General features: G+C 65.6%; 20 protein-coding genes. 10 read left to right on the top strand and 10 right to left on the bottom strand.

What is annotated here, in order from left to right:
- Positions 1-14: 14 nt before the first annotated feature.
- Genes ACMGT0_RS19960 through ACMGT0_RS19920 form a run of 9 tightly spaced genes read left to right on the top strand, consistent with a single transcriptional unit; the run spans position 15 to position 10,280 of the window.
- Complete coding sequence (locus tag ACMGT0_RS19960) at positions 15-1,382, top strand: DUF1329 domain-containing protein (protein ID WP_054061250.1); 1,368 nt, start codon at positions 15-17, stop codon at positions 1,380-1,382.
- A gap of 55 nt (positions 1,383-1,437) precedes the next feature.
- On the top strand, positions 1,438-2,499 hold the full coding sequence (locus ACMGT0_RS19955) for a WD40/YVTN/BNR-like repeat-containing protein (protein WP_054063648.1): 1,062 nt from the start codon (positions 1,438-1,440) through the stop codon (positions 2,497-2,499).
- A 3-nt stretch (positions 2,500-2,502) separates the two neighbouring features.
- Positions 2,503-5,001 (top strand): efflux RND transporter permease subunit, encoded by a 2,499-nt coding sequence (locus ACMGT0_RS19950; protein WP_416769436.1) that lies wholly within the window; start codon positions 2,503-2,505, stop codon positions 4,999-5,001.
- Positions 4,991-6,181, top strand: coding sequence for an MFS transporter (locus ACMGT0_RS19945; RefSeq protein ID WP_416769434.1), 1,191 nt, complete (start codon positions 4,991-4,993; stop codon positions 6,179-6,181). The genes ACMGT0_RS19950 and ACMGT0_RS19945 overlap by 11 nt, the downstream gene beginning before the upstream one ends.
- Positions 6,178-6,951, top strand: coding sequence for an SDR family NAD(P)-dependent oxidoreductase (locus tag ACMGT0_RS19940; protein ID WP_054063651.1), 774 nt, complete (start codon positions 6,178-6,180; stop codon positions 6,949-6,951). The genes ACMGT0_RS19945 and ACMGT0_RS19940 overlap by 4 nt, the downstream gene beginning before the upstream one ends.
- Positions 6,952-6,962: 11 nt before the next feature.
- Positions 6,963-7,535 (top strand): cupin domain-containing protein, encoded by a 573-nt coding sequence (locus ACMGT0_RS19935; protein ID WP_054057536.1) that lies wholly within the window; start codon positions 6,963-6,965, stop codon positions 7,533-7,535.
- A complete protein-coding gene (locus ACMGT0_RS19930) occupies positions 7,532-8,524 on the top strand; it encodes a fumarylacetoacetate hydrolase family protein (protein ID WP_054063652.1) in 993 nt (330 codons plus the stop codon). Before ACMGT0_RS19935 ends, ACMGT0_RS19930 begins: the two co-directional genes overlap by 4 nt.
- Positions 8,515-9,501, top strand: coding sequence for an NAD-dependent epimerase/dehydratase family protein (locus tag ACMGT0_RS19925; RefSeq protein WP_416769431.1), 987 nt, complete (start codon positions 8,515-8,517; stop codon positions 9,499-9,501). Before ACMGT0_RS19930 ends, ACMGT0_RS19925 begins: the two co-directional genes overlap by 10 nt.
- Entirely contained in the window at positions 9,498-10,280 is a 783-nt protein-coding gene (locus ACMGT0_RS19920) for a cyclase family protein (RefSeq protein WP_416769429.1), read from the top strand. The genes ACMGT0_RS19925 and ACMGT0_RS19920 overlap by 4 nt, the downstream gene beginning before the upstream one ends.
- Before the next feature lie 112 nt (positions 10,281-10,392).
- On the opposite strand, the gene ACMGT0_RS19915 is transcribed toward ACMGT0_RS19920, so the two are convergent.
- Both ACMGT0_RS19915 and ACMGT0_RS19910 read right to left on the bottom strand, forming a co-directional pair.
- On the bottom strand, positions 10,393-15,168 hold the full coding sequence (locus ACMGT0_RS19915) for a hypothetical protein (protein ID WP_416769428.1): 4,776 nt from the start codon (positions 15,166-15,168) through the stop codon (positions 10,393-10,395).
- 78 nt (positions 15,169-15,246) lie between these two features.
- Positions 15,247-15,855, bottom strand: coding sequence for a DUF7673 family protein (locus tag ACMGT0_RS19910; protein WP_152973063.1), 609 nt, complete (start codon positions 15,853-15,855; stop codon positions 15,247-15,249).
- Between the two features lie 183 nt (positions 15,856-16,038).
- On the opposite strand from ACMGT0_RS19910, the gene ACMGT0_RS19905 reads away from it, so the two are divergent.
- Positions 16,039-17,484 carry a PLP-dependent aminotransferase family protein gene (locus tag ACMGT0_RS19905; protein ID WP_054057530.1) on the top strand — a complete coding sequence of 482 codons (1,446 nt, stop codon included), beginning with the start codon at positions 16,039-16,041 and terminating at the stop codon, positions 17,482-17,484.
- Here ACMGT0_RS19905 and ACMGT0_RS19900 read toward each other — a convergent pair.
- From ACMGT0_RS19900 to ACMGT0_RS19865, 8 genes are all read right to left on the bottom strand, one after another.
- Complete coding sequence (locus ACMGT0_RS19900) at positions 17,450-18,586, bottom strand: PLP-dependent aminotransferase family protein (protein WP_054063657.1); 1,137 nt, start codon at positions 18,584-18,586, stop codon at positions 17,450-17,452. The genes ACMGT0_RS19905 and ACMGT0_RS19900 overlap by 35 nt on opposite strands.
- Positions 18,587-18,602: 16 nt before the next feature.
- Positions 18,603-20,183: a class I tRNA ligase family protein gene (locus ACMGT0_RS19895; RefSeq protein WP_081005906.1), complete on the bottom strand. Its 1,581-nt coding sequence runs from the start codon at positions 20,181-20,183 to the stop codon at positions 18,603-18,605.
- 1 nt (position 20,184) lies between these two features.
- On the bottom strand, positions 20,185-20,514 hold the full coding sequence (locus ACMGT0_RS19890; RefSeq protein ID WP_054057528.1) for a cupin domain-containing protein: 330 nt from the start codon (positions 20,512-20,514) through the stop codon (positions 20,185-20,187).
- A gap of 19 nt (positions 20,515-20,533) precedes the next feature.
- On the bottom strand, positions 20,534-21,313 hold the full coding sequence (locus ACMGT0_RS19885; protein WP_054057527.1) for a phytanoyl-CoA dioxygenase family protein: 780 nt from the start codon (positions 21,311-21,313) through the stop codon (positions 20,534-20,536).
- A 34-nt stretch (positions 21,314-21,347) separates the two neighbouring features.
- Positions 21,348-22,550: an MFS transporter gene (locus ACMGT0_RS19880; protein ID WP_416769424.1), complete on the bottom strand. Its 1,203-nt coding sequence runs from the start codon at positions 22,548-22,550 to the stop codon at positions 21,348-21,350.
- A gap of 31 nt (positions 22,551-22,581) precedes the next feature.
- Complete coding sequence (locus tag ACMGT0_RS19875; RefSeq protein ID WP_416769422.1) at positions 22,582-23,898, bottom strand: lysine N(6)-hydroxylase/L-ornithine N(5)-oxygenase family protein; 1,317 nt, start codon at positions 23,896-23,898, stop codon at positions 22,582-22,584.
- A gap of 196 nt (positions 23,899-24,094) precedes the next feature.
- Positions 24,095-24,334, bottom strand: a complete 240-nt coding sequence (locus tag ACMGT0_RS19870; RefSeq protein ID WP_416769420.1) for a helix-turn-helix domain-containing protein — start codon at positions 24,332-24,334, stop codon at positions 24,095-24,097.
- Between the two features lie 177 nt (positions 24,335-24,511).
- Positions 24,512-25,057: a cytochrome b gene (locus ACMGT0_RS19865; RefSeq protein ID WP_416769418.1), complete on the bottom strand. Its 546-nt coding sequence runs from the start codon at positions 25,055-25,057 to the stop codon at positions 24,512-24,514.
- Position 25,058 lies beyond the last annotated feature (1 nt).

Here is a 25,058-nt window from a genome sequence, read left to right as displayed (position 1 = left end):
CCGAGGATTACCCGATGAAACACAACAAGAAAGTCGTTTGCCTGCTCACTGCCCTGAGTGCTTCCCTGCTGTTTGCCCACGGCGCCCTGGCCGCCGTCTCTGCCGAAGAGGCGGGCAAGCTCAGGACCACCCTGACACCGCTCGGTGGCGAGCGGGCCGGTAATGCCGACGGCAGTATTCCGGCCTGGACCGGTGGCTACACCCAGGTCGACCCGGCCTACAAGGACGGCGGCAAGCGTGGCGATCCGTTCGCCAGCGAGCAGCCACAACTGACCATCACCGCGCAGAACATGGCGCAGTACGCCGACAAGCTGACCCCGGGCATCCAGGCGATGCTGAAGAAGTACCCGGACAGCTACCGGTTGCAGGTCTACCCCACCCATCGCAGCGCCGCCGCGCCGCAATCGGTGTACGACGCCACCTTTGCCAACGCGACCCAAGGCAAGCTGGTCGATGGCCCGGCAGGCCCGATGCCGGAAGGCGCGTCCGGGGGTATTCCGTTCCCGATTCCGGCCAATGGCGTGGAAGCCATGTGGAACCACCTGCTGCGCTGGCGGGGTGCCTCCTGGCACGCCAGCTTCAATCAGTACCTGACCACCGCCGACGGCAAGCACGTGCTGACCAACGACTCGCGCTCCGATTTGCAGATGCCCTGGTACCTGCCTGGCGGCAGTGGCGAGAAGGGCGTGTTCTGGTCCATCCGCATGACCAACGACGGCCCGCCGCTGCGGGCTGGCGAAGCCATCACCGGCCTTGAAAACCTCAACGCCGACAAGGCCGCGGTGTGGACCTATCTGCCGGGCCAGCGCCGGGTGCGCCGCCTGCCCAATGCCTGCTGCGACACCCCCACACCTGCCACCGCCGGGGTCATGAGTTTCGACGAGCTGTACGTGTTCAACGGCCGTCTCGACCGCTTCGACTGGAAGCTGGTAGGCAAGAAGGAAATGTACATCCCCTACAACGCCAACAAGGTCTTCACGGCGGCCAACGCCGAAGCACTGCTCGACCCGCATCACTTGAGCCCCCAAGTCATTCGCTGGGAGCTGCATCGCGTCTGGGTGGTGGAGGCGACGTTGAAGAGTGGCCAGCGCCATGTGATGCCCAGGAGCACCTACTACCTCGACGAGGACACCTGGGCTGCCGTACTGGGTGAGCGTTACGACGCGCGCAACCAGTTGGCCAAGGTGGTCTGGACTTCGCCCGTGGTGCTGCCTGACCTGCCCGGCGTCGTGACCCTCACCAACGGCTTCTACGACCTGCTCTCGGGTGCCTGGTTTGCGGGCGACCTGTTCGCCGGCAAGAACGAGCAGTACCGCATCGTGCCGCCCTACAAGGACTCGGTGTTCACCGCCGACGCCATGGCGGGCGAGGGTGTGCGCTGAGGGGGGGCACCTCCTGCTGCGGCTGTACCGACTACAAGAATAAAGGTTGCGTGCGATGAAGAAGATCCTCTACGGCTGGCTGCTCGCGGCCTGTTGCGGGCTGCCCCCGGCTTTTGCCGGGAACAGTGTGAATATCCTGGCGCAGCCCGCGCTGCAAGGTCCCCAGGCACTGCGCGCGGTGCTGCTGGATGTGGCCCGGGCCGGCCAGCGCCTGGTGGCGGTGGGCGAGCGCGGTGTGGTGCTGCTCTGCGATGACAACGGCACGACCTGGCGCCAGGCCACGCAGGTACCGGTGAGCGTCAGCCTGACCGCCGTGCAGTTCGTGGATGAACACCACGGCTGGGCGGTCGGTCACGCCGGGGTAGTGCTGTACACGCAAGATGGCGGTGAGCACTGGGCCTTGCAGCTTGATGGGCAGCGCGCCGCCGCCCTGGAGCTGCAGGCCGCCGAGGCTTCCGGCGACGCCAACCGCGTCGGCGCCGCACAACGGCTGCTGGCCGACGGTGCCGACAAGCCGTTGCTGGCCCTGAGTTTTGCCGACGCACGGCACGGCCTGGTCGTGGGCGCCTATGGACTGGCCCTGAGTACCGCCGACGGCGGGCACAGCTGGCAGTCGAGCATGGACCGGTTACCGAATCCGCGCGGGCTGCATCTCTATGCCCTGGCGCGCCAGGGCGCCGACCTGTACATCGCCGGCGAGCAGGGCCTGCTGCTGCGTTCGCGTGACGGTGGTGCCCATTTCGAGGCCCTTGAGGGGCCTTACGACGGCAGCTACTTCGCAGCCAGCGTGCTGCCCAACGGTCGGCTGCTGGTCGGTGGGCTGCGCGGTTCGCTGTTTGCCTCCGATGACGCGGGCGCCAGCTTCCAGGCCCTGGCCAATCCCGTTCCCGCTTCGCTCAACGGCATTCGCGTGGCCGGCGACCAACTGCTGCTCGCCAGCCAGGCGGGAATATTACTGCGCAGTGATCTCGATCACTTCACCGCGCAGCCCTTGCCGGTGTCCGAGGGGCTGCCGCTGAGCGCCGCGACCCTGGCCGCCGATGGGGCCGTTGTCGCCGTTGGCATGGCCGGTGCCCGCCGCCTGACGCCTTCCTCCCACTCCACCACGACGGACTGAGCCATGCACGCCACGAACTCTCCTGCGCCGTCCAGCGGCCGTCTCGATGATTTCGACAGCACCTCCGGTTCGCTGCTGGAACGTGCCTTGTTCAACCATCGTGCGCTGGTTCTGCTGCTGTGCCTGGCCGCGACTCTGCTACTGGGCTGGCAGGCTTCGCGCCTGACCCTCAACGCCAGTTTCGAGAAGATGATTCCGGGTGACCACCCGTTCATTCACAACTACCTGGAGCATCGCCAGGAACTGGCCGGCCTGGGTAACGCGGTGCGCATTGCCGTGGCCAACCCGCGCGGCACGCTCTATGACAAGGACTACCTGCGCAGCCTGCAGCAGCTCAACGACGCGGTGTACCTGCTACCGGGCGTGGACCGCGCGGCGATGAAGTCGCTGTGGACACCGTCCACCCGCTGGACCGGCGTGACCGAGGAGGGCCTGGAAGGTGGCCCGGTGATCCCCGACGGCTATGATGGCGGTGAAGCGAGCCTGCAGGCACTCAAGCGTAACGTGGAACGCTCCAACGAGATCGGCCAACTGGTGGCCTTTGATCAGCGTTCGAGCATCCTCTACGTGCCGCTGCTGGACAAAACGCCGGACGGCCAGGCGCTGGACTACACCGCTTTCGCCCATGAGCTCGAGGCGCTGCGTGAGCGCTTTGAAGGACAGGGCGTGGAGATTCACATCACCGGCTTCGCCAAGGTGGTGGGCGACCTCATCGACGGCCTGAAGCAGATCCTGCTGTTCTTTGCCGCCGCCATCGCGATCACTGCCGCGGTGCTCTACTGGTACACCCGCTGCGTGCGCAGCACCGCGCTGGTGGTGATCTGCTCGCTGGTGGCGGTGATCTGGCAGCTCGGCCTGCTGCCACTGCTGGGCTACGAACTCGATCCGTACTCGGTGCTGGTGCCGTTCCTGGTGTTTGCCATCGGCATGAGCCACGGCGCGCAGAAGATGAACGGCATCATGCAGGACATCGGCCGCGGCATGCATCGCCTGGTGGCGGCGCGCTTCACCTTCCGCCGGCTGTTCCTGGCCGGGCTCACCGCGTTGTTGTGCGATGCGGTGGGGTTTGCCGTGCTGATGATCATCCGGATTCAGGTGATCCAGGACCTGGCGGTTATCGCGAGCCTGGGGGTGGCGGTGCTGATCTTCACCAACCTGATCCTGTTGCCGGTGCTGCTGTCCTACGTGGGCGTCAGTGCCCGCGCGGCACGTCGCAGCCTGCGGGCCGAAGAGGCCGAGGCGAGCGGGGCGGGCAGGCAGGCGCTGTGGCGCTTTCTGGACCTGTTCACCCGTCGCCGCTGGGCTGCAGCCTGCATCGCCCTGGCCGCGCTGATGGCCGCCGGCGGATACGCCGTGAGCCTGCACCTGAAGGTGGGGGATCTCGACGCCGGTGCCCCCGAACTGCGGGCGGATTCGCGTTACAACCGGGACAACACCTTCATGGCCCGGCATTACGGCGCCAGCAGCGACGTCTTCGCCGTGATGGTGCGCACGGCCCCTGGCGGCTGCTCGGCCTATGACACCCTGAAACGGGTGGATGACCTGGACTGGCAGTTGCGTGGCCTGCCGGGGGTGGACTCGACCAACTCGCTGGCGCTGCTCAATCGCCGGGTGCTGGTCGGCCTGTCCGAAGGCAACCCGAAGTGGTACGAGTTGGTGAACAACCAGGCGACCTTGAACATGGTCACCGCCAACGCCCCGCGTGGGCTGTACAACGATGATTGCAGCCTGCTCACGCTCTACGCCTACCTGACCGACCACAAGGCCGACACCCTGGCGCGGGTCGTCGACAGCGTGCAGGCCTTTGCCAAGGCCAACGACAGCGAGCAGGCGACCTTTCTGATGGCGGCTGGCAGCGCCGGCATCGAGGCGGCGACCAACCAGGTGGTGAAGCAGGCCAACCGCGACATGCTCTGGTGGGTCTATGGCGCGGTGATCCTGCTTTGCCTGGTGACCTTCCGCTCTTGGCGGGCGGTGCTCTGCGCGGTACTGCCGCTGGTGCTGACCTCGATTCTTTGCGAGGCGCTGATGGTGGCGCTGGGCATGGGCGTGAAGGTGGCGACGCTGCCGGTAATCGCCCTGGGCGTGGGTATCGGCGTGGATTATGCACTCTACGTGATGAGCATCGTGCTGGCCCAGTTGCGCCAGGGCGCGAGCCTGTCCGAGGCTTATTACCGGGCTCTGCTGTTCACCGGCAAGGTGGTGATGCTCACCGGCGTCACCCTGGCCATTGGCGTGGGAACCTGGATCTTCTCGCCGATCAAGTTCCAGGCCGACATGGGCGTGCTGCTGGCCTTCATGTTCATCTGGAACATGGTGGGGGCGTTGATCCTGCTGCCGGCACTGGCCTACTTCCTGTTGCCGCGTCAGCAACCCCGGACGCAGGTGGAGCCGGTGTTGCCGGTTCAGGAGCAGAGGGCCCGGCTGCACGAGCAGCGCGTCGACCCGGTTCGTCACGGCACCCGCCTGCGCACGCTTGAGGAGGTGAGTCATGGGCGCTGAACGCACTGCGGGTAACGCGCAAGCCTTGTTGTTGCTGTTCGGCAGTTGCCTGCCCGTGCTGGGCGCGGTGCTGATTGCACCGGTGCTGCCACGCATGCAGGCGCATTTCGTCGAGACGCCCGGTGCTGCTGTGCTGGTACCGGTGGCCCTCACGCTGCCAGCCCTGGTGATCGCCTTGCTGGCGCCGCTGGCTGGCGTGCTGGCGGACCGTATTGGCCGCCGCCCGCTGCTGTTGGCCAGCATGTTGCTGTACAGCCTCTGCGGAATAGTGCCGCTGTGGCTGGACTCACTGGGCCTGATCGTGGCCAGCCGTGCCGGTATTGGCTTGGCCGAGGCCGGCATCATGACCTGCTGCACCACGCTGATGGGCGATTACTTCGAGGGGCAGCGCCGGGAGCGGCTGTTCGCCTTGCAGATGGTGGTGACCTCGCTGTCGGCTGCGGTGTTCATGGGGGTAGGGGGGGCGCTGGGTGAAAGTGGCTGGCGTACGCCGTTCACGCTCTACGCCGTGGGCTTGTTGTGCCTGCCGTTGATGGCCGCGCTGCTCTGGGAGCCTCGGGCCCATCGTATCCAACCTGACTCGACCTGCGTGACACGCTTTGCGTGGGCGGCCTTGGCGCCGTTGTACCTGCTCACGGGCCTGGCCGGTGTCAGCCTGTTCATCGTGCCGGTGCAGGTGGGTTACCTGCTGCAACTCCTGCACGTCGACGCACCGCAACAAGTTGGCTTGACCATGGGCGCCAATCAACTGGGCGTGCTGGTCGGTGCACTGGCTTTTCGCCGGTTGGGTCGCCTGCCGGCGGCGAAGCTGCTGGCCCTGGGGTTCGCTACGGCGGGCTTGGGCGGCGCGCTGATGGCCTTCTCGAGCAGCCATGCCCCCGTGGTACTGGCGGTGCTGATCAATGGCCTGGGTGTCGGCCTGCTACTGCCGACGCTGATTACGCAGGTGATGCAACAAGTTGGCTTCGATCAGCGTGGTCGTGCCACGGGCGGCTTCACGGCTTCGATTTTCGCCGGTGAGTTTGCCAGCCCACTGCTGGTGCTGGACCTGACCGACGGTGTGACGGCGCAACTGCCGAACGTGCTGTGGTTGATCGCAATCGGCCAACTGATCCTGGCACCGTTGTGCCTGTGGTGGCTGCGTCGTCATCGGCCGGCGGCGATGGCAGGTGTCCAATGAGCGAGCTGTTCTCCCTGGCGGGCAAGACCGCACTCATTACCGGCGCCACCCGTGGTATCGGCTTGGCGATCGCCCGCGAGTACGGTCGGGCCGGCGCACGTATTGCCATCAGCAGCGAAAGCGCCCAGGACTGTGCGCAGGCTCGGGTGCAGTTGAAGCAGGAGGGAATCGAGGCCATCACCCTGGTGGCCGACCTGCGTGACGCCGAGCAGGTGAAAGTACTGGCACATCGTTGCCTGGACCATTTCGGGCGCCTCGATGCCCTGGTGTGCAACGCCGGTGTCGCCCCCCACATGGGGCCGCTGGCGACCGCCAGCGCTGCCGAGTGGGAGCTCACCTTCACCGTCAACCTGCGCAGTGCTGTCTGGCTGACCAGTGCGTTGCTACCGGCCATGGCCGAAGGGGGCGGCGGCAGCGTGGTACTGATGGCCAGCATTGCCGGTGTGCGCGGCAACAAAGGCTTGGGTCTCTACGGACTCTCCAAGGCAGGCCTTGCGCAACTGGCGCGCAACCTGGCGGTGGAATGGGGGCCCTCGAACATTCGGGTCAACGCCATCAGCCCGGGCGTCATTCACACCGAATTCGCCCGACCACTCACCGACAACCCGGATGTCCTGCAACGACGCCTGGCCCTGACCCCGCTGCGCCGGGGCGGCCGCCCTGAAGAGGTGGCGGCCCTGGCATTGCTGTTGGCGGCGCCGGGAGGCGCCTTCATCAGCGGACAGAATCTTATTGTCGACGGTGGCACGACCATCGGCGACGGCAATTGAAAGGAGACAGCATGCAATCTCTTCCAGCATTCAAACGTGTGGTCACCGGCCACGATGCCCAGGGGCAGGCGGTTGTCGCCAGTTGTGGCCCGACGCCGAACAACTTCCCGCTCAAGGCGGTGCCCGGGACCCTGTTCTATGAGGTCTGGAACAGCCTCGGCAGCCCGGCGTTGCTGGATAACGGTGACGATCCGACGGCGCAGCCGCTGCAACTGAGTCCCGGCCCGCTCGGGAGTGTGATCCGTGTGGTGGACATTCCGCCGGACAGCGTGCAGAACCAGGTCAGCGCCGAGGACGCGGCTGCTGTCTTCGCCGAAATCGGTGAAGCCCATGCCGGCACAGGCAAGAGCGATTCGAAGCACAAATTGATGCACCGTACCCAGACCCTGGATTACGGCATCGTCACCGAAGGCGAGGTCTGGCTGGTGCTGGATGGCGACGAGGTGCACCTCAAGCGTGGCGACATCGTGGTGCAGCGCGGTACCAATCATGCCTGGAGCAATCGCAGCGAACAGATGGCGCGGATGGTCTTCATCCTGCTCGATGGCCGTTACGCCGAGGGCCTGAAGGAGTTGCTGCCATGAAGCTCGCCACCCTCAACGACGGTAGCCGCGATGGCCGTCTGCTGGTTGTCGCCCGTGACCTGGGACAGGCGGTCGAGGCCAGTGGCATCGTTGCGACGCTGCAGGCGGCGCTGGAGCATTGGGCGCTGGTCGAGGCCGACTTGCAGCACCTTTACCAGCGGCTCAACGCCCATGAGGTGGAGCAGGCCTTTGCACTCGACCTGCAGCAGCTTGCCGCGCCATTGCCGCGCGCCAGCCAGTGGCTCGACGGCTCCTGTTTTCTCAGTCACGGCGAGTTGATGCAGAAGGCCTTCAACCTGGAACCCATCGAGGGTGTCGAGCACACGCCGCTGATTTATCAGGGGGCCAGCGACGATTTCCTCGGACCGTGCGTGGACATTCCGTTGCCCAGCGAGGCCCATGGCATCGACTTCGAAGGCGAGTTCGCCGTATTGGTCGGTGACGTGCCGATGGGCTGTCCGGCTGAACACGCCCTGCAACATGTGCGTTTGGTGCTGCAACTGAACGATGTCAGCCTGCGCGCCTTGGCACCGCGGGAGATGAAGACGGGGTTTGGCTTTCTCCAGGCCAAGCCGGCCAGCAGCTTTGCGCCGGTGGCGGTCACCCCGGATGAGTTGGGCGATGCCTGGCGCGACGGCCGTGTGCACCTGCCCCTGAACGTGGAGTGGAACGGCGAGTGGTTCGGCCACCCCCACGGGGGCGCCATGCACTTCGGTTTTCACGACCTGATTGCCCACGCCGCGCTGACACGACGCCTGAGCGCCGGCACGCTGATCGGTTCCGGCACCGTTTCCAACGCGGACCGTGCCGTGGGGTCGGCCTGCATCGCCGAGCGCCGCGCCATCGAAACCCTTGCTCACGGCGCGCCGCGTACGGGCTTCATGCGTTTTGGCGACCGTGTCCGGATGGAGGCGCTTGGGGCCGCGGGCGAGGTGCTGTTCGGGGCGATTGACCAGCGTGTCGTGCAGGGGGGCTGGCCATGCGTGTGATGGTCACGGGGGCCAATGGTTTCGTCGGTCGCCAGTTGGTCCATCGTCTGCGGGAAAGGGGCGGGTTGCGCGGCCGGCGTATCGAGGCGTTGTTGCTGCTGGATCAGCAGTTGGAGGGGTTTTCCGAAGACGAACGCCTGCGCCGGCATCAGGGCAGTGTTACCGACCCTGCCTTGTTGCGTCGGGCATTGGCCGATGGTGTCGATGTGGTTTTCCACCTGATCAGTGTGCCGGGAGGGGCGGCCGAGGCGCAGTACGAGCTGGGTTACCAAGTGAACCTGCAGGCCAGCCTGGAACTGATGAACCAGTTGCGCAATGCGGTTTGTCCGCCCGTGCTGGTGTACGCCAGCAGTGTGGCGGTATACGGCGGCGAGTTGCCTGCACGCATGGATGAACATCACCCGGCCTCGCCGCAACTGTCCTATGCCGCGCACAAACGCATGGTGGAAATTGCCTTGCAGGACCTGGCCCGGCGCGGCGAAGTGGACGGCCGTGCACTGCGCCTGCCCGGTATCGTCGCCCGTCCCCGTGAGCCGAACGGTTTGCGCTCGGCATTCATGAGCGACCTGCTGCACGCCTACGCGGCAGGGGAGGCCTATACCTGCCCGGTCTCACCCCAGGCGTGCGCCTGGTGGATGTCGGCCCGCTGCTGCGTGGACAACCTGATACATGCCGCTGAGCTGGAGAACCCCGGCCGCCAGCGTGTCTGGCAACTGCCGGTGCTGCATCTTTCCATTGCCCAGGTGCTGGCTGGCCTGGCGGCCAGTTTTGGCGAGGCCAACGGCGAGCACATCGCCTTCGCCCCCGACCCGCAACTGGAAGCACTGTTTGGCCATTATCCGCCGCTGCGCACCTCGCTGGCCCGCGCGTTGGGTTTCAGCCACGACGGCTCGGTAACCGGCCTGTTGAACAACGCCCTCGATCTGCCCGTGCGCCGCAGCCGCCGCGCGACCACCCGTAAAGGAATTTCCGCATGAGCCTGCACAAACGTCGTCTGCTGGACCTGTCCGTGACTCTGGACAACAACCCCTATACCGATCCGCCACCGCTGCTGCCCAGGATTGATTACATGGACCACCAACAGGGCTGGCCGGAAATGGCGGCGATGTTTCCTGGCCTGCGCAAGGAAGACCTGCCGGGTGATGAGTCCTGGGCGGCGGAGCGCCTGCAGATCACCACCCACAGTGGTACGCACATGGATGCGCCTTGGCATTACGCATCCACCACCGACGGCGGCAAGCCGGCCTTCGGCATTGATGAACTGCCGCTGGAGTGGTGTCTGCAACCGGGGGTGAAGCTGGATTTTCGTCATCTGCCGGATGGTCACGTGGTCACGGCGGCGCAGGTCGAAGAGGAACTGCTACGCATCGGTCATCCATTGCAGCCGCTGGACATCGTGCTGGTGAACACCCGTGCGGGCTGCCTGTTCGGTCAGCCAGGCTATCTCGACGCGGGTGTGGGCATGGGCCGCGAGGCCACGCTGTACCTGCTGGAGCGAGGGGTGAGGGTGGTCGGCACTGACGCCTGGAGCTGGGACGCGCCGTTCAAGTACACCCGCGAACGCTTCAGTGCGACGGGGGATGCCTCGATCATCTGGGAAGGGCACAAAGCTGGTCGCGACATCGGCTACGGCCAGATGGAAAAACTGGCCAACCTGGATCAACTCCCGGCGTTTGGCTTTCTGGTCAGTTGCTTCCCGTACAAGATCCGCCATGCGTCTGCGGGGTTTGTTCGGGCCGTGGCAATCTTCGAGTAGCGGATCGATGTCCGATCTCGCTGCTGGGAAACTATTGAAGGCTACAGACGCATTTTCCAGAAGGCCATTTCGTGTGTCAGAACCGCTCTCGACCCCGCACCCACCGCAACACTCAACCCACCTTATCCGGCTCGGTCGCATTAAAGAACAACGTCTGCGCCAGGCTCCTGTTCAGAATCTGCCCCCGATGAATCTCCAGCGTCAGCTGCGCTCTGCCACCTTGTCCGGCCTGAATCCTCGTGGCTGCCTGTTCCCGGGCCGCCGCCTGGGAACGGGCACCCAGTCGGCGTTGCGCCAGCGTCTTCAAGTGCGCACTGGCGAACTCGCTGTCCACCGTCGTGGCCGTTGGGTAATGAAAGTGCGCGTACCACAGCGGCCGGCCGTCCTTGTTGCTGATCACGTACTCCTGCAGGAAGTCATCCCGGCGCAGCATCTGCCGCCCTCCGGCCCGGTGAATGTCGACCTGGTCCTGTTCCTTGAGATATTGCAGGCGCGTCAGTTGCGGCAGGTTTTTCTTGATCGCGGCGATGCGCGCCGTGCGCCCCTCGCTGACCAACAGCGCGGCGTCCTGGCGCAGGCCGTCGCGCAGGTCTTCGGCGGTTTTAACCTGGTCCGGCTTGGCGCCGCCCTCGGTCAGCACCTCCTGGATATCGTCTGCCAGGGTCGTCAGTTTCTGCGCCTTGTGTTCCAGCAGTTCCTGCAGGCTCTGGGGCTCCTTGCTGGTTCCGGTCAACGCCATCACCTGGCGGATCAAGGCCTGCACGCTCTCCCGTGCGGCACGGCCCTGGGTCATGAGGCGAGGTAGCCCGACCTTGCCGCGTCCGGGAGCCGGGGCGGGCGCCGGTTTTGCCTTCACTTCCTCCCAGAAGCTGTTCTGGGCATCCTCCCGGTTCTCCTTGAAGGCCGACACCAGCCTGCCGTTGGGGTCGGTGATCTCGACGATTTCATCCTCCTGCTCGGGCGTTTTTGCGCGCACCCGGCCGACGAATACCTCCCGGTTGCGGGTGCGGATGAATTTCTTCCTGCCGTTGCCGGCCGACGGCCCCGGCCTGGGCGCCGTTGCCCCCGGCGCCGGTGTGGTGTTGTCCCACAGCCCGGAAAGGCTGGTCAGTGCCCGCTCCCGTAGCTGTCCCAGTAATGTCGACAGGCGAGTGGCGTACTCGCGCAGTTGCTGCTCGGGCATGCGGCCCCGCAGGAATTGCAGCAGGTCGAGGGTTTCGTCGTAGCGTCCGATCGCCGTCTGCAAGGCGTCGATACGATCCTGGCGGGAGTCTTCGGCCGTCAGGCGGTTGATGGTGTTGGTCACGTACTTGGTCTGTTCGGCGCTCTGCTTGATCGCGGCGAAGACCTGGTCGTCCAGTTGCTGGGTGATCTGCGACGGCAGTTCGTCTATGGCCAATGCCAGCAGTGTCGGCAGTTGCACCGCCTGCCAGTCCAGTGGGGTGAAGGGCTGTACCACTTCCCGCTCCAGGACGGCGGCTTCTGCCGGCCCGATTTCCGGTAGTGCGCGCAATTCGTCGAGCGCGGCATATTCGCGGGTGCTCCAGGCGATCTGCCGGTCGGTGAGGTCGGCATTGTTCTTCAGGTTGGCGATGACCTGGTCGTAGTGGGTCGCCGTGTCGCCGGCAAGCATTTCGCCAATCTGCAGGGCCGTCAGGCTGTCCTCGCGTCCCACCGCCAGGGAGACATTCATCAGCGTGCGGCAGGTGCGCACGTTGTCGACCAGGGTCGAGGCCAGTGCCTGCGGCTGCGGCACCACCTGGCGATTGTCGTTGAATGCCCTGATCAGGCGAAGCTTCTCTTCGAGCGCGGCCTGCAACTCGACCAGCTTGCCCAGGTATTCGCGGCGCTTGTCGCTGCGTTGCCGGTTGGTGAAGTGCTTCGCGTCGCGGCCTTCGCTCATGGCCTCCAGGCGCCTGTTGAGGGTTTCGGCCTCGTGGAGCAGGGTACTGACCCGGTTCGACGCCTGGGTCGCTTGCCCATGCAGCACGCTGGCCCTGTCGAGCAGCTTGCGTTGCAGGCGTGCCTGCACGGTTTCCCGGCCGCTGCCACCACGCAGGCGCAAGCGCAGATCCAGTTGCCAGCGTCCCTGTCCATCACGCTCCAGAAACGGCCCCGAGGTGCCAGAGGCGTCAACCAGGCGGGCGCCGTCTTCGCACCACGCGACCTGATAGAGGGTGGTGTCGAGCAGCACATGCCAGCCCTTGTTGTCCGCGTTGTCGAGATGCACCAGCCCCTGGCTCGGGCCGCTTTTCGAGACGCTGCCGAGGCTGTCGAGTCGTGGTGGCGTGTCGAACACCTTGACGGCGAATTTCTCCAGCACCTGGCCAGAGGCCGCCGACAAGGTCCCGCGCGGGCTCGACCAGGACCCGTCGAACGGCCATTGCGGCAGCTCATCGACCGCCGCTGGCAGGGTGATGCGATCCAGCGAGACCTCTCCCTCGATCGGTGGCGGCTCGCGCTTTTGCGACAGCGGCGGCGGCCCGAACGGCTGCGACGGGTCCGCTGTCACCTCGTGCAACAGCACCACCGCCAGGTTGCTCAACAGATCGGCCCAGGCCTGGGCCCGGGATTGCTCCTCGTCACCCTGCAGCGCGGCAAGATCCTGGCGAACGCCACGGTAAAGCAGGATCAGCCAGCCGGCCTGGGTCAACGGGCCGCTGGCGAACATCAGCCACGAACTGAACAGTTGCCAGCCGCTGTCCTTCAGGCGTGCCCAGCGCTTTTCCGCGTTCGACAGCAACTGCAGGTCGGCCTGTTGGATCACGGCACCGATACAGGCCTGAAACAGGTGATGGACATAGTCCCCGGTGACTTCCTCGCTGTCCAGGGTGGCCGGTGCCGGAGGCGATGGCAACGGTGCGGTCTCGTCACCGGGCAAGAGCGACTCGATGTGCGGTTCACGGAAACCGCCTTGTGCATACACCGCCACCCGGCTGGCAGGGAGCCAGGCCAGCACGCTGTCCTGCAGGGCGCCGGCTTGCAGGATCGCCTCGAACAGCGCCTGCCGGCTGGCATACTCGCTCAGGGGCGGGTCGAACAGCGGTCGGTAGAGCAGGTGCGGCCCCTGGGTGATATCCCGCGGTTCGATCAGAAACATGCCCCCGACCTGGTCCGCACTGGCTTCGGGAGCAGTCTTGAACGCCAGGGGGCGGAGCACGATGGGGCGACCGTCCAGTTGCCGTTCATGGGCGTCGAAGCCCAGCATGGCCCTGACCGTCCGGTATCCCTGTTCGGTCAGCCCCTGTTCGCCCCGCAGCTTGAGTTCCAGGGCCACCAGCGGCAGTTGCGCATGGATCTGGCGAAAGAAACGCTGCTGGCGCAGCGAGGCATAGCGTGTGTCGTCCAGCAACCGATGCCGCAGGTGGGCCGGGTAGCGGGCGCCGATATCCACGTCGGTGACCAGCTCCACCAGATAGTCGGCGGTCATCCAGTCCGGCAGGGCGGCATGGTCGGCGAGCTCGATACGCATCTGCGTCGCACCGAAACGAAAGTCGTCGAGGTTTTCCAGGGCCAGTTCGGGCAGCGTCAGCCGGACCTCCTCGAACTCGCCCAGCACGTCCGGTGGTACCGGTTTTCGTCGATACTTCTCCAGCGTGAGCTGGATGTCCTGCATGCGGATCTGCGGCATCCGCGGGTGCCGTCGCGCCATGGTCTGCGCGAGCATTTGCCGGCTGTAGTCGGAGAGGGACGAGACGTCATCGAACAGGTTGTGCGAGGCTGATTTTTTCAGTGCCGTGACCAGTGTCGACAGCAGTTCGGCGTAGTCGCGCCGCTCCGTCGCCGATGCGTTCAGCAGCCACAGGGGCGCCGCTTCGCGTACCCGTCGTTGCAGAGGGGAGAGCGGCTCGGGTGCGGGTGTGGCGAACCAGTTCCCGGGGTCGAGCACCCGCTCGACACGCTTCGGCCAGGATTCGCCAGCCTCGTCCGCCAGGCCCCTCGGCAAGCGCTCCAGTACCCGCAACTGGTTCTCCAGCAGCGCCCCGGCCAGGTTGTCGAAGACATTGAGCTGCGAGGCGATCAGTTCGAGCCTGCCGGAATCCGGCAGTTGCCCGCGCAACAGCGGCCAGAGCTCATTGAGGTTTTGCAGGCGCCGCACGTCGTGACCCGGACGCAGCAGCAGGTACACGAAGGTCTGCGCGGGCTGCTGGCGGGCGAACACCACCGCGACCGGCGTGATGCCGGCTCGCTCCCGTGGCTCGCTGACATGCAGCAGATAGGCCTTCAGGGCATTGTTTCCCAGCAGGCTGTCACGCATGGCCTGCTCTTCAGTGACCAGCGCCTTGGGCAGCAACTGGCTGGCCTGGAACGCCAGGCTGTCGGGCAGTTGGCCGGCACCGTACATCGACACGAACAGCAGGTTCGACAGGGCCGCGCAGCGGCTGGGGACCTGCGGCGAGTGGCGGTCCCAGCCCGGTACCCAGGCATCCGATCCCGGCACCTTGCCCGCCCAGTCGGGCACCGGTTCATTCCAGAAGGCGACCAGGCGTGTCTTGAACACTTCGAGCAGGGCATCGCCGTAACGGTCGAGGGTCGCGCCCAGGCGCTTCAGGTCGACCGTGGTGATGGACGTGTCGACCTGCGAGCCTGGCGTACGGCTCACCAGTTTCGTATCGGGATCGTCATAAGCTGGGCTGCGGCCCTCGCTGAAGCGGCGCAACAGCACATCGGCCAACGTTCGGTATCGATAGGTGGATGCCGGGCCCAGTTCGCCCAGCCACAGGCTGTCGCCGGGGACCTGTTGCCCGTGGACGTCGAGCCCGGGCGCATGCAGGTCCAGCGCCGCCTGGACCAGCGACTGGATGACCGAGGACAGGGTCGGTCGGGCGGCGAACAGCGTGCGTGCCGTGTTGCGGTACTGTTGAAGCGAAGTCTCCAGCGAGGTCATGGGGCCACGATCCTTGATCAGGGAAAGCGGCCAGTTGATGACAACCCGGCAAGCCCGGGGCGGTAGCGGGGTACCGCGTCAGGCGAAGCGTCCCGGCATCGCCCGTTCCATCGCCACCCCGCGCGGTGTCGAGCGCAGGCGGCGCTCGCCCATCAGCGTGCGCAGCTCGATCCACAGCGTCAGGGGGATCGGGTGGCAGTCCTGCTCCCACTCCTTGTAGAGGGCGGTCGGTACCCTGACCAGTTCGGCGCAGGCCTGCGGGGTCAGGTCGTGCCGGCGGCGGAAGGCCTTCAGTTCTGTGCCGGCCGGAGGCCGCGGAGCAAGGCCGAGCACTTCGGGGAACCAGGCGGCCAGCAGGGCGCGGGCTCTGTCCTCCAGGCCGAGCTGGGACACGCCGACACCACGTTGCTGCAGTTGCACCATCAGTTGAAAGACCAGCGCCATGTCGGCGGCAACGGCGGGCGAGACTTTCCAGGCGACCAGCGACAGGTCGATGCCGCCCACCTCGCCAGGGTAGAACCAGCCCAGCAGGAATACGGCACAACGGGACGCTTCGAGGGTCAGGCCGTGGCCCACCGTGAACAGGCGGTCCAGTGCCTCCAGCTGTTCCCCGAAGTGCCTGCCGGCGGCTATCGTACCGACGGTCACGGGTGTTCTGCCCAACTGTTCTGCGCTCACTTCAAGCATCGAAACCTCTGCGATATCCGGCATTCCACGCGGGGGTGGCTCCCTGTTTCCCGTTCTTGTGCAAGCGCTCTGGACGCTGTGGCGGCACCCACTATCGGCGTTGTCTGGTGACACAACAAGTAACAGTTCCAGCCCTTTTATGGTTAACTGTTCCCCTGATAAGACCGAACAGTGGATGTTCCAGTGAAAGACTTCACGGTGAGCAAGGACGATGACCTTTCCCTGACGCAGCAACTGGTCAATGGCATCTGCCAGTGGGTCGAGGCCCAGCGGATGCGGCCGGGCACGCGCCTGCCGTCGATCCGTCAACTGGCCCGGGAGAAGCAGGTCAGCCATTCGCGGGTCATCGAGGCCTATGACCGGCTGGTATCGATGGGCATCCTCGAATCGCGCCAGGGCAAGGGCTTTTTCCTGACCGAACAGGCCGCCACCGAGAGTGCCGGCGCGCCCGACGAGCAGACGATCAACGATGCGCATTGGCAGCCGCTGACCCAGTTCTGCAGCAACCGGCTGAACCTGTGCTGCGGCTGGATGCCCGAAGACTGGCGCGAGCCTCAGGCCATCGGCTTTGCCATTCGCCAGGTGACCCGGACCGACCCCGACAGTCTGTTCAGCTACGGCACGCCGCTGGGGCTGCCGCTGCTGCGCCAGCAGATTCACAAGCGCCTCGAACGCATGGACGTTCGGGTCGGCCACGAGCAGATCCTCACCACCCAGGGGGTCAGCCACGCCATGGACCTGCTGGTCAGGAGCCTGCTCAAGCCGGGGGACTGCGTGGTGGTCGAATCCCCCGGCTACCCGAATCTGTTCCATCTGCTGCAAGCCAGCGGCATCCGCCTGCTGAGCGTGCCGCGCGAGCAGGACGGGCCGGATATCCGCCAGCTCGAAGCCCTGCTGCAATGCCATCGGCCGCGGTGCCTGTTCATCAACAGCATGTACCACAACCCCACGGGCACCTCGCTGCGTCCGGCGATCGCCCATCGGCTGTTGCAACTGGCGGAAATCCACGACTTCCAGATCGTCGAGGACGATACCTACGCCGACCTGCACAACGGTTCCGGAACACGTCTGGCCAGCCTGGACTCCCAGAACCGGGTGATCTATGTCGCCAGTTTTTCCAAGACCCTCAGCGGCTCGTTGCGGGTCGGTTACCTGGTGTCCAGTGCGCAGCGGGTTCGGCACCTGGCCCAGCTCAAGTCGGTGACGAGCATGGGCACCTCGCGGTTTGTCGAGAGCGTGGTGGCCACGCTGCTGGGCAATGGCGCCTATCGCAAACTGGTGCAACGGCTGCGCGAGCGCCTGGACAAGGCAATGGCCCAGACCCTCAAGCGCCTGGAGGACCATGGCTGGGAAACCTTCGCCGAGCCGGTGGGCGGGATGTTCGTCTGGGCGCGCTGCCCGCCGTTCAGCTTTGCCCGGCTCAATACCCTTGCCGCCGCCTGTGACGTGATGCTGTCCAGCGGCGATGCCTACTACCTGGACGGCCAGCACAGCGACTGGATCCGGATCAATGTCGCCTACGCCGGCGATCCGCGCGCCCTGGCGTTTTTCCAGCGCCTGGCCGCCGAGCGCGATCGGGATCCAGGCGAGGTGATCAGGGCCGCAGGGAGCGGTAGGCTTCCTCGATGAGGTGCAGGCCCTGGCGGATCTGCGCGGGTGACAGGTAGCTGAAGCACAGGCGCACATGGCGCTGCGACTGCGGGCCATTGTGCACACCGTGGGACAGGCGCACGTTGCCCAGCGCCCGGGCCTTGTCGATCAGGGCTGCCGGTTCGACATCGTCGGCAATCCTGACCCAGAACGAGAAACCGCCGGTGGGTACCAGGTAGTCCTGCACGCAGAACGTGCAGGACTTCAGCAGGTCGGCCATTAGGTCGCGCCGGGTCCGGTAGTGTTCACGCAGGTCTTCGATGTGCGCCTCGAACGCCTCGTTGCGCAGCAGGCTCAACACCAGGTTGCTGACCAGCGGGCTGACCCCGCCATCGAGCTTGAGTTGCGCCAGGCTGCGGATGACCTCGGGATCTGCCAGCACCCAGCCGACCCGCAATCCCGCCCCGGCGATCTTCGAGCAACTGTGCACGTTGATCACCCCCTGGCCGGCCGGCAGGACCTCCGGGCGCAGGGGCTGATACGGCAGTTCGGCGTAGACCAGGTCCTGGACCAGCGGGACCTGGTGACGGCTGAGCAACCGGGCCACGGCCTGCATGCGTTCGATGGAGAAGCAGCAGCCCGTCGGGTTGTGGAAGACCGGCGAGGTGTAATACAGCGCCACCTTGCCGCTGGCGGTCGTCAAGGCGTGGGCCAGCTCATCGAGGTTGACCCCATCACGGTCCATACCCAACTGGATGATCTTCGCCCCGGCCACCGAAAAGATCCGCAGGGCCCCCAGATAGCTGGGGTCTTCGGTCAGGACGATATCGCCCGGATCGATCAGCAGGTCGGCCAGCAGGGTCAGGGCCTGGGAGGCCCCGGCCGTCACCTGGACCTGCTCCATGGCCACCCCATGGCGCCGGGCAACGGCCTGGCGCAGTTCGGGAAGCCCCAGGGAGTCGGTGTACTGCAGCAGGTCGCCGAGGCCGACGCCGGTCTCCGGCAGTGGCGAGGCCGGCAGTGGGACACCGGCGAAGGTCTGCGGATCGGGCATGCCGATGGCGAAGTTGATGACCTCTTTGGTCGCTGAGTAATCGAACGCGCCGAAGTGGCTGGCGCGTTGACTGCGTGACGAATGCATGGCTTTCTCCTCGGCCTCAGGCGGTGGCGGCGGCGCGGAAACGCTGCTGGTAGGCGCGAACGTAGTGATCGGGGATCTGCGCCTCGATCATCGGGAACGCCGCTTGCGGCAGCGGTAGCGCCGGCAACGACAGCTTGCCGGTTGCCGGCGTCCAGTCCGGGCCGAAGTACAGCGTTGCGTAGCGCTGGCTCCAGTCCGGGATGAAGGGCGCGAGCATGCCCAGCAGGGCCGATACCTGGCCGGCCTGCCAGCGGGGTGAGGCGAGGGTGATGTCGGCGTTGGCGAGGAACTCGTCGATTGCCCGCAGTGCCTCCCAGAAGGCCAGCCCGTCCATCGCGGCGGTGTAGCGCCCGAGCTGTTCGGCCAGGGACGGCGGCAGGGGTTCGTCGACCACCTCCCGGGCGTCATCGGCATGAGCCCGCAGGGACGCTTCCCAGACGTGCAGCTTGCGCGCAGTGGCCATCAGGCCCTCGAGTTCGAACTCGTTGTCCTGGTTGCCGAAGGGTTTGGCGATGCTCGCCAGGTACAGGCGCAGAATGTTCGGGTCGATCACCCTGGCCACTTCATCGGCCCAGATCACGTGATCGCGGCTGGTGGAGAACTTCGCACCTTCGAGGGTCGAGAAATCCTGGATGCTCTGGTTGTAGGGCGCAGGGAAGCCCCGGCCCAGCAGGCTCGCGGTGACGCCGACGGTGTAGTAGAAGCGGTTGTCCTGGCCCATGAAGAACACCACCCGGGTGTCCGGGCTGGCCATGACCTGCCGGTAGTCGGTGCCTTCGCGTGCGCACAGCCGGCGGATGCCGGTATCGAAGCACCACAGGCCTTCGAACCAGGTCAGCAGGGTTTGTCCGGCCACCTCCTCGCCGTCGCCGAGAACCACGCCACGCTCGAAGTGACGGGACATCGGCAGGGTACGCAGGGCCTCGCGCAGCCAGGTCAGTTCGAGGTCCTTGATGGTTTGCGGCCATTGGCTGTCGGCGATCGCCCGTTGCAGGGTCGGCGCCAGTTTCTCGATATCCAGGTGCGCCTGGCGGATCGGCTTCAGCGTCAGCGGCCCCGAGCAGGGCGCGTGCCGCGGCTGCTGCAGGCGCGCATGGGGTACGGCCAGGCCGCAGTGCTCGCACAGGTTGCTGTCGGTCGGAGCCGAACAGTCCGGGCAGGTACCGCTGGCCAGCGAGTCGGCGGCGAACTCCGCGCAGTGCTCGCAGTACAGTTGCACGCCGTCCTTGATGGTGATGAAACCGTTGTCCTTGAGCGCCCGATAGATGCCCAGGCTGTTCTCGATGTGATCGGCGCTGCTGGTGCGCACGAACTCGTCGGGTTCGATGCCCAGCGCGTTCAGGCAGGCGAGGATCTCGTGGTTGTGCATCCGGGCCACTTCATCGACCGGTCGTTGCAGCTTCTGCGCCTTGACCAGGGTGTAGGTGCCGTGTTCGTCGGAGCCGGTGATGTGGAAGGCGCGATGTCCGGCCAGGCGCTGGAAGCGCACGTAGATATCGGTCAGCAGATAGACGCCGGCGATGTGCCCCAGGTGCAGCTTGCCGTTGGGGCAGGGCGGAGCGGGACAGACGAAATAGGTTTTTTGTGTGTCGGTCATGTTAATCCCACCAGACGGCCAGGAATTTCAGCGGCTGTTGTGAATGTGTATTGCGAATGGAGTGCGCGATATGCGGCTTCATGTAGAAGAGCATGGAACCGGCCACCGGCATCTGCCGTTCCTGCTCCTGGAAGATGCCTTCACCTTCCATCAGCACCCACACCTCATGTTCGTGATGCGAGTGCAGGTCGACCGCGCCACCGGGCTCGACCTCGACGATCGACATGCCGAACGCCGGGCTCAGGGTGGCGGGCAGGTGATCCAGCAGGCGGCAGACCAGTACGCCGTACTCCGGGCGCATCATCTGCGGCTCAATCGGCTTTACATGCATGGTGGCCTCATCCAGTCACTCAGTCGCGGTAGAAGATGCCGTTGGACGGCTTGAGGTTGTCGAGATCGGAAACACGGCCCTCCGGCGGGTTGTAGGCGCGTTTCATGGCGTTGTATTCGTCACGGGTCGGGCCGCCCGTCGAGGCGCGCTGATACACCAGGTACAGGGTGCGGCGGGAGCGATCGCTCTTGTTCGGCAGCGAGTAGTGCGGGGCATAGTCATCGAAGATGAAGATGTCGCCGGCGCGCCAGGGGGTTTCTTCCCAACTGAACTGCTTGGCGACTTCCGGCAGGATCACGCCGCCTTCGTCCATGGGAAACACACCCTGTTTATGCTGGCCGGGGCTGAAGAACAGGCCGCCGTTGCTGGCATCGGCGTCGTCGATGGCGACCGCGACCACGGCATGGACCATCCGCTCCTTGAGCTTGTGCGGGATGTGATAGATGTCCTGGTGCGGGCGGAAACCCCCGCTGTCCGGGTACTTGAAGATCAGCAGTTCCTTGAGGCGGCGGGTCTTTTCATCGAGCAGGTGTTCGACGGTGCGGGTGATGCGCTCGTCCTGCAGCAGCACCTGCTGCAGGCCTGGGTGGAACTCGATGAAGTTCTCGACCTTGGAGGTGATGCGCTCGCCCTTGTCGGTCTTCTCGAACCACATCATCCAGCGATCGTCGCTGATGTCCCAGCGGCTGACTTCGTTGGTGAATTCGCAAAGCCGCGCCACGTCCTCGGGCGGGAAAAACCCTTCCAGCCTGATATAGCCTTCTTCGTGCCACTGGTTTTTTTGAGCTTCAGACAACATCAACGCTACTCCTTTACGTGTGATTGACCAGTTTTCAAACCGCCAGCATCTTGCTGGCGCGGGTGCTCGCCATCAGGACCAGGTTGGCCAGCGCGGCCACCAGCAGGCACGCCAGGACCCAATCGACACCCCAACGGCTCATGATCGCGCCGCCGATCGAAGGGAACCCGAACAGCCCGATGAAGTAACCCAGGGTGAAGACCTGCGAGGTGACCGCCGGCGACAGCCCGTTGGCTTCCGCCTCGTTGACCGCCAGGCTGTTGAGCGTGGAGTAGCTCAGGCCATAGCCGATGGCGAAGACCACCGTTGCCAGCAGGTAGATCAGCGTGCTGCCGTCGTTGAGCAGGAACAGCCCGAGCGACACGCTGGTGAACAGGAACAGGCCGATCGCCAGGCGTTGCAACGGCAGGCGGCCGATCGAGCGGGCCACCGAGAAGCGCAGCAGCACGCTGGTGAGGGTGAAGGTGATGAAGAAGTTGTCCGCCTTGAGCTGGCGGATCTGCGCGTAGCTGGCCTGGTAGGTGGACAGGCCGGAGAAGATGCAGGCGCCCAGCACGATCATCGCGATCGGCAGGGCGGCCCGGCTGCCGAGCAGGGCTTTGAGGTCGACGATGCGCAGCGAGACCTGCCGGGTCGCGGCTTTCGGCAGGTCGGTCATGGCCCGGCCCGCCAGCACGACGCACACGGCCGACACCAGGCAGGCGATACCCAGCAGCACGTAGAACAGGCTGTAGCTGGCACTGGCCTTGACCACCAGATGGCCCAGCGGCGTGGTCAGGCCGAGCCCGGCCATCTGGGCCCCGGACATGATCGTGAAGTACTGCAGGCGGGCGGCAGGGCGCAGGTGATGGATGATCTGCAAGGGCGCCAGGATGTAGAACACCGACCAGCCCACGCCCAGCAACAGCCCGCCCGGATACGCCGCGCCCGGCAGCAGCGGCACGCAGGCGAAGGCGAGCATCGCCAGGGCCATGGCGGCGCAGGCGACGGTGATGCTGCCCATCACCCCGATGCGCTGCGCCGTCCAGCCGGCCAGGCAGCAGCACAGGATGGTGGTGATCATCCCGGTGGAGATCACCCGGCCGATCGTGGCGTTGTCGAACCCCAGCGATTGCAGGTATTCCGGCAGCAGGAAGCTCGAACCGTAGGCCCCGGCGATGATCACGCCCGCGATCAGGAACGGCAGGAAGGCGGCTGACGGCAGCCGGTCGGGCAATGGCTCGGTGGATTCGGGCATGGCGCGGTGCTCTGGCGGTGTGGGCGGCAACTCAGTACTGCACGAGGCTGAGGGCGTGTCGGGGCTCCAGGTGACGGGCTGGCGCTTCGGGCAGTGCATCGAGATGGCTGAACATCGGCGTGTCCGGTTCGGCCTGGAAGTATTCGTAACCGAGCAGGTCGTTGAGGATGCGGCTGTTGCGGTAGGCCACCATCGACAGGTTCACCGACTGCAGGCCGTGCTGGACGAGGCTGCGATTCTGCAAATAAACAGGCCCCGGCATCGGCGTGGCGAATTGCACGCAGTAGTTGGCGTCGATCAGCGGCAGCCCGCCATCGCGCCGGGCCTTGGCCAGCAGCGCATCGACATAGGGTTGCGGGCAGGGTTGGAAGCCGGTGGCGAGAATGACCCGGTCGACCACGAGGGTGCGCTGGCTCCCGCTGCTCAGTGACCTGAGCCGCGCGCGCCAGCGCCGGCCATCCGGTTCGAGCCCATCGAGCACGGCGGCTTGCAGGATATCGATGGGAGGGCGTGGCTCCTGGCCGACACGGCGTTCGTAGAGCTGCTCGTACAGCCGGTTGCACAGGTCTGCCGAGATTCCGTCGCTGGTCAGCCGTTCCTGCTGCACCGCGTGGCTGCGCTGGGCCATGGGCAGGTTCTGGAAACGCTGGTTGTAGGCGGGGCAGAAGGCCTCGTTGACGAACGCGTTGTCGTCCATGGCGAACAGGTTCGAGCGCGACGTGACCCAGGTGAAACCACCCAGCGCTGGTGTGCCCAGCAGTTGCTCGACGGTTTCGGCGCCGCTCTGACCGCCGCCGACCACCAGCACGTGCTCGCCGGGGCGCAAGGCTTCGCGATGAAGGAAGTCCGCCACGTGATAGATGGAGTCACCCAGCCAGGGGCGAGCGCATTCGGGCACGCGCGGGCTGATCCCGACACCGATGGCGACGGCCCTGGCGTGGTAGCTCTGCTCGGCGGTGACGACCGTGTAGCCGTCATTGCATTCGACGACATCCAGCACTTGCTGGGCGAACCTCAGGTTGGAGAGCTGCCGGGCGACCCAGCCGTAGTAGTCGGCAAATTCCTTGCGGGAAGTGCAGGCACCGCCCTTGTTGATGAAGCTGTAGAGCCGGCGATGCTCGGCGAGGTAGTTGAGGAAGGAATAGCGGCTGGTCGGCGCGGCCAGGGTGACGCAGTCCTTGAGCGGTGAAACCTGCAGCTGGCCATTGGATACGAGCATCCCGGGGTGCCACGCAAAGGCGTCCCGCTTGTCCAGGAACAGGGTGTCCAGGCCGGTCGGTTCCGCCAATGCGGCGAGACTGAGGTTGAAGGGACCGATGCCGATACCGATGAGGTCGTATGTTTTCATTAATTGCTCGCCGCCCTGCGAATCAATGGTGAATGCATCCGGCCGTCCTGTCCTGACGGGCCTGCCGATTGGCCTGACGCTCCTGTACGTTGCGGTTGGCCGTGGGGTATCAGCCAACGCGAATGTAGGATATATCCGACATTTTGGCGTTGCAAGCGGCGCCGTGCACTTTTCATTCTGGGTGGATGAGAGGGGGTTAGAGCAGCTCGGCCAGGGGATAGCCGATCGCGTTCGCCAGGCGGTCCATCATGTCGATGGTGACGTTGTGCTTGCCTTGCTCGATGTCCGAGAGGGTGCTGCGCTGCACGCCGGAGCGGTTCATCACGTCCGCCTGAGTCAAGCCGGCGGCCCGGCGAGCCTGCTTGAATTTCTGGGCGAAGCGCAGGCGGGCTGGGGAAGCGCCTTCGACCGAGCGGCGCAGGGGTTCATCCGTCATGGGAGTCTCGCGGGCAGGTATGTGAGTCAGGTCTGCCGGCGCGGGGCTTCGACCTGAGGCCTAGGCCGATCATGGTATCAATACTGGTGCCCATGCGGGGCGCGGATCGCCCTGGCGGGGGAAATCCAGGGACAGCCCTCGACCGCGCCGGCTTCAGCCAGGTGAAACCACCCCCCGTCAGTCGGAGTTCCCCGCACCCCTGGCCATGCTGGAGAACACTCCATCCCGGTAGATCCAGGCATGTACCAGGGCCGCCGAGAGATGTCCGATCACGACGAAGTACAGCAACCAGGCCAGCCAGCCGTGGGTATCGCGCAGCCAGGCATAGGAAACAGGGTTGGCCGGGATGATCGCGGGCAGGTTGAACCCTTCGATCAGCACAATCGGGTAGCCACCGGCGGACAGCAGCGCCCAGCCCAGCAGCGGCAGCCCGAGCATCAGCGCATACAGCAGGGCATGCGAGGCGAGCGCCGCCCGCTGTTGCCAACGGGGCAGGCTGGCCGGCAGGGGCGGTGGCGGATGACGCCAGCGGTTGGCCAGGCGAATGACTACCAGGGCCAGGATGGCGATGCCGAGCGGCCGGTGCAGGTCGATCAGCCAGATCCGATAGGTCAGGGACGTGGTCATGCCCACACCAATGAACAGCATGGCGAGGACCATGCAGGCCATCAGCCAGTGCAGCCATCGCGCGAGGCGGTTGAAAGCGTGATTGTGCCCGGTCATT

The organism is Pseudomonas sp. RHF3.3-3, from assembly GCF_048069595.1.
In the GTDB taxonomy this organism is placed as follows: Bacteria; Pseudomonadota; Gammaproteobacteria; order Pseudomonadales; family Pseudomonadaceae; genus Aquipseudomonas; species Aquipseudomonas fuscovaginae_B.
This window is presented reverse-complemented; position numbering and strand designations above follow the sequence as displayed.

Bases quoted from the DNA above. Each gene is read 5' to 3' on its own strand.
- ACMGT0_RS19915 (WP_416769428.1), bottom strand. From the start codon at position 15,168: ATGACCTCGCTGGAGACTTCGCTTCAACAGTACCGCAACACGGCACGC.
- ACMGT0_RS19955 (WP_054063648.1), top strand. From the start codon at position 1,438: ATGAAGAAGATCCTCTACGGCTGGCTGCTCGCGGCCTGTTGCGGGCTG.
- ACMGT0_RS19960 (WP_054061250.1), top strand. From the start codon at position 15: ATGAAACACAACAAGAAAGTCGTTTGCCTGCTCACTGCCCTGAGTGCT.
- ACMGT0_RS19885 (WP_054057527.1), bottom strand. From the start codon at position 21,313: ATGTTGTCTGAAGCTCAAAAAAACCAGTGGCACGAAGAAGGCTATATC.
- ACMGT0_RS19930 (WP_054063652.1), top strand. From the start codon at position 7,532: ATGAAGCTCGCCACCCTCAACGACGGTAGCCGCGATGGCCGTCTGCTG.
- ACMGT0_RS19900 (WP_054063657.1), bottom strand. From the start codon at position 18,586: ATGCATTCGTCACGCAGTCAACGCGCCAGCCACTTCGGCGCGTTCGAT.
- ACMGT0_RS19895 (WP_081005906.1), bottom strand. From the start codon at position 20,183: ATGACCGACACACAAAAAACCTATTTCGTCTGTCCCGCTCCGCCCTGC.
- ACMGT0_RS19940 (WP_054063651.1), top strand. From the start codon at position 6,178: ATGAGCGAGCTGTTCTCCCTGGCGGGCAAGACCGCACTCATTACCGGC.
- ACMGT0_RS19925 (WP_416769431.1), top strand. From the start codon at position 8,515: ATGCGTGTGATGGTCACGGGGGCCAATGGTTTCGTCGGTCGCCAGTTG.
- ACMGT0_RS19875 (WP_416769422.1), bottom strand. From the start codon at position 23,898: ATGAAAACATACGACCTCATCGGTATCGGCATCGGTCCCTTCAACCTC.
- ACMGT0_RS19870 (WP_416769420.1), bottom strand. From the start codon at position 24,334: ATGACGGATGAACCCCTGCGCCGCTCGGTCGAAGGCGCTTCCCCAGCC.
- ACMGT0_RS19950 (WP_416769436.1), top strand. From the start codon at position 2,503: ATGCACGCCACGAACTCTCCTGCGCCGTCCAGCGGCCGTCTCGATGAT.
- ACMGT0_RS19880 (WP_416769424.1), bottom strand. From the start codon at position 22,550: ATGCCCGAATCCACCGAGCCATTGCCCGACCGGCTGCCGTCAGCCGCC.
- ACMGT0_RS19910 (WP_152973063.1), bottom strand. From the start codon at position 15,855: ATGCTTGAAGTGAGCGCAGAACAGTTGGGCAGAACACCCGTGACCGTC.
- ACMGT0_RS19890 (WP_054057528.1), bottom strand. From the start codon at position 20,514: ATGCATGTAAAGCCGATTGAGCCGCAGATGATGCGCCCGGAGTACGGC.
- ACMGT0_RS19920 (WP_416769429.1), top strand. From the start codon at position 9,498: ATGAGCCTGCACAAACGTCGTCTGCTGGACCTGTCCGTGACTCTGGAC.
- ACMGT0_RS19935 (WP_054057536.1), top strand. From the start codon at position 6,963: ATGCAATCTCTTCCAGCATTCAAACGTGTGGTCACCGGCCACGATGCC.
- ACMGT0_RS19865 (WP_416769418.1), bottom strand. From the start codon at position 25,057: ATGACCGGGCACAATCACGCTTTCAACCGCCTCGCGCGATGGCTGCAC.
- ACMGT0_RS19945 (WP_416769434.1), top strand. From the start codon at position 4,991: ATGGGCGCTGAACGCACTGCGGGTAACGCGCAAGCCTTGTTGTTGCTG.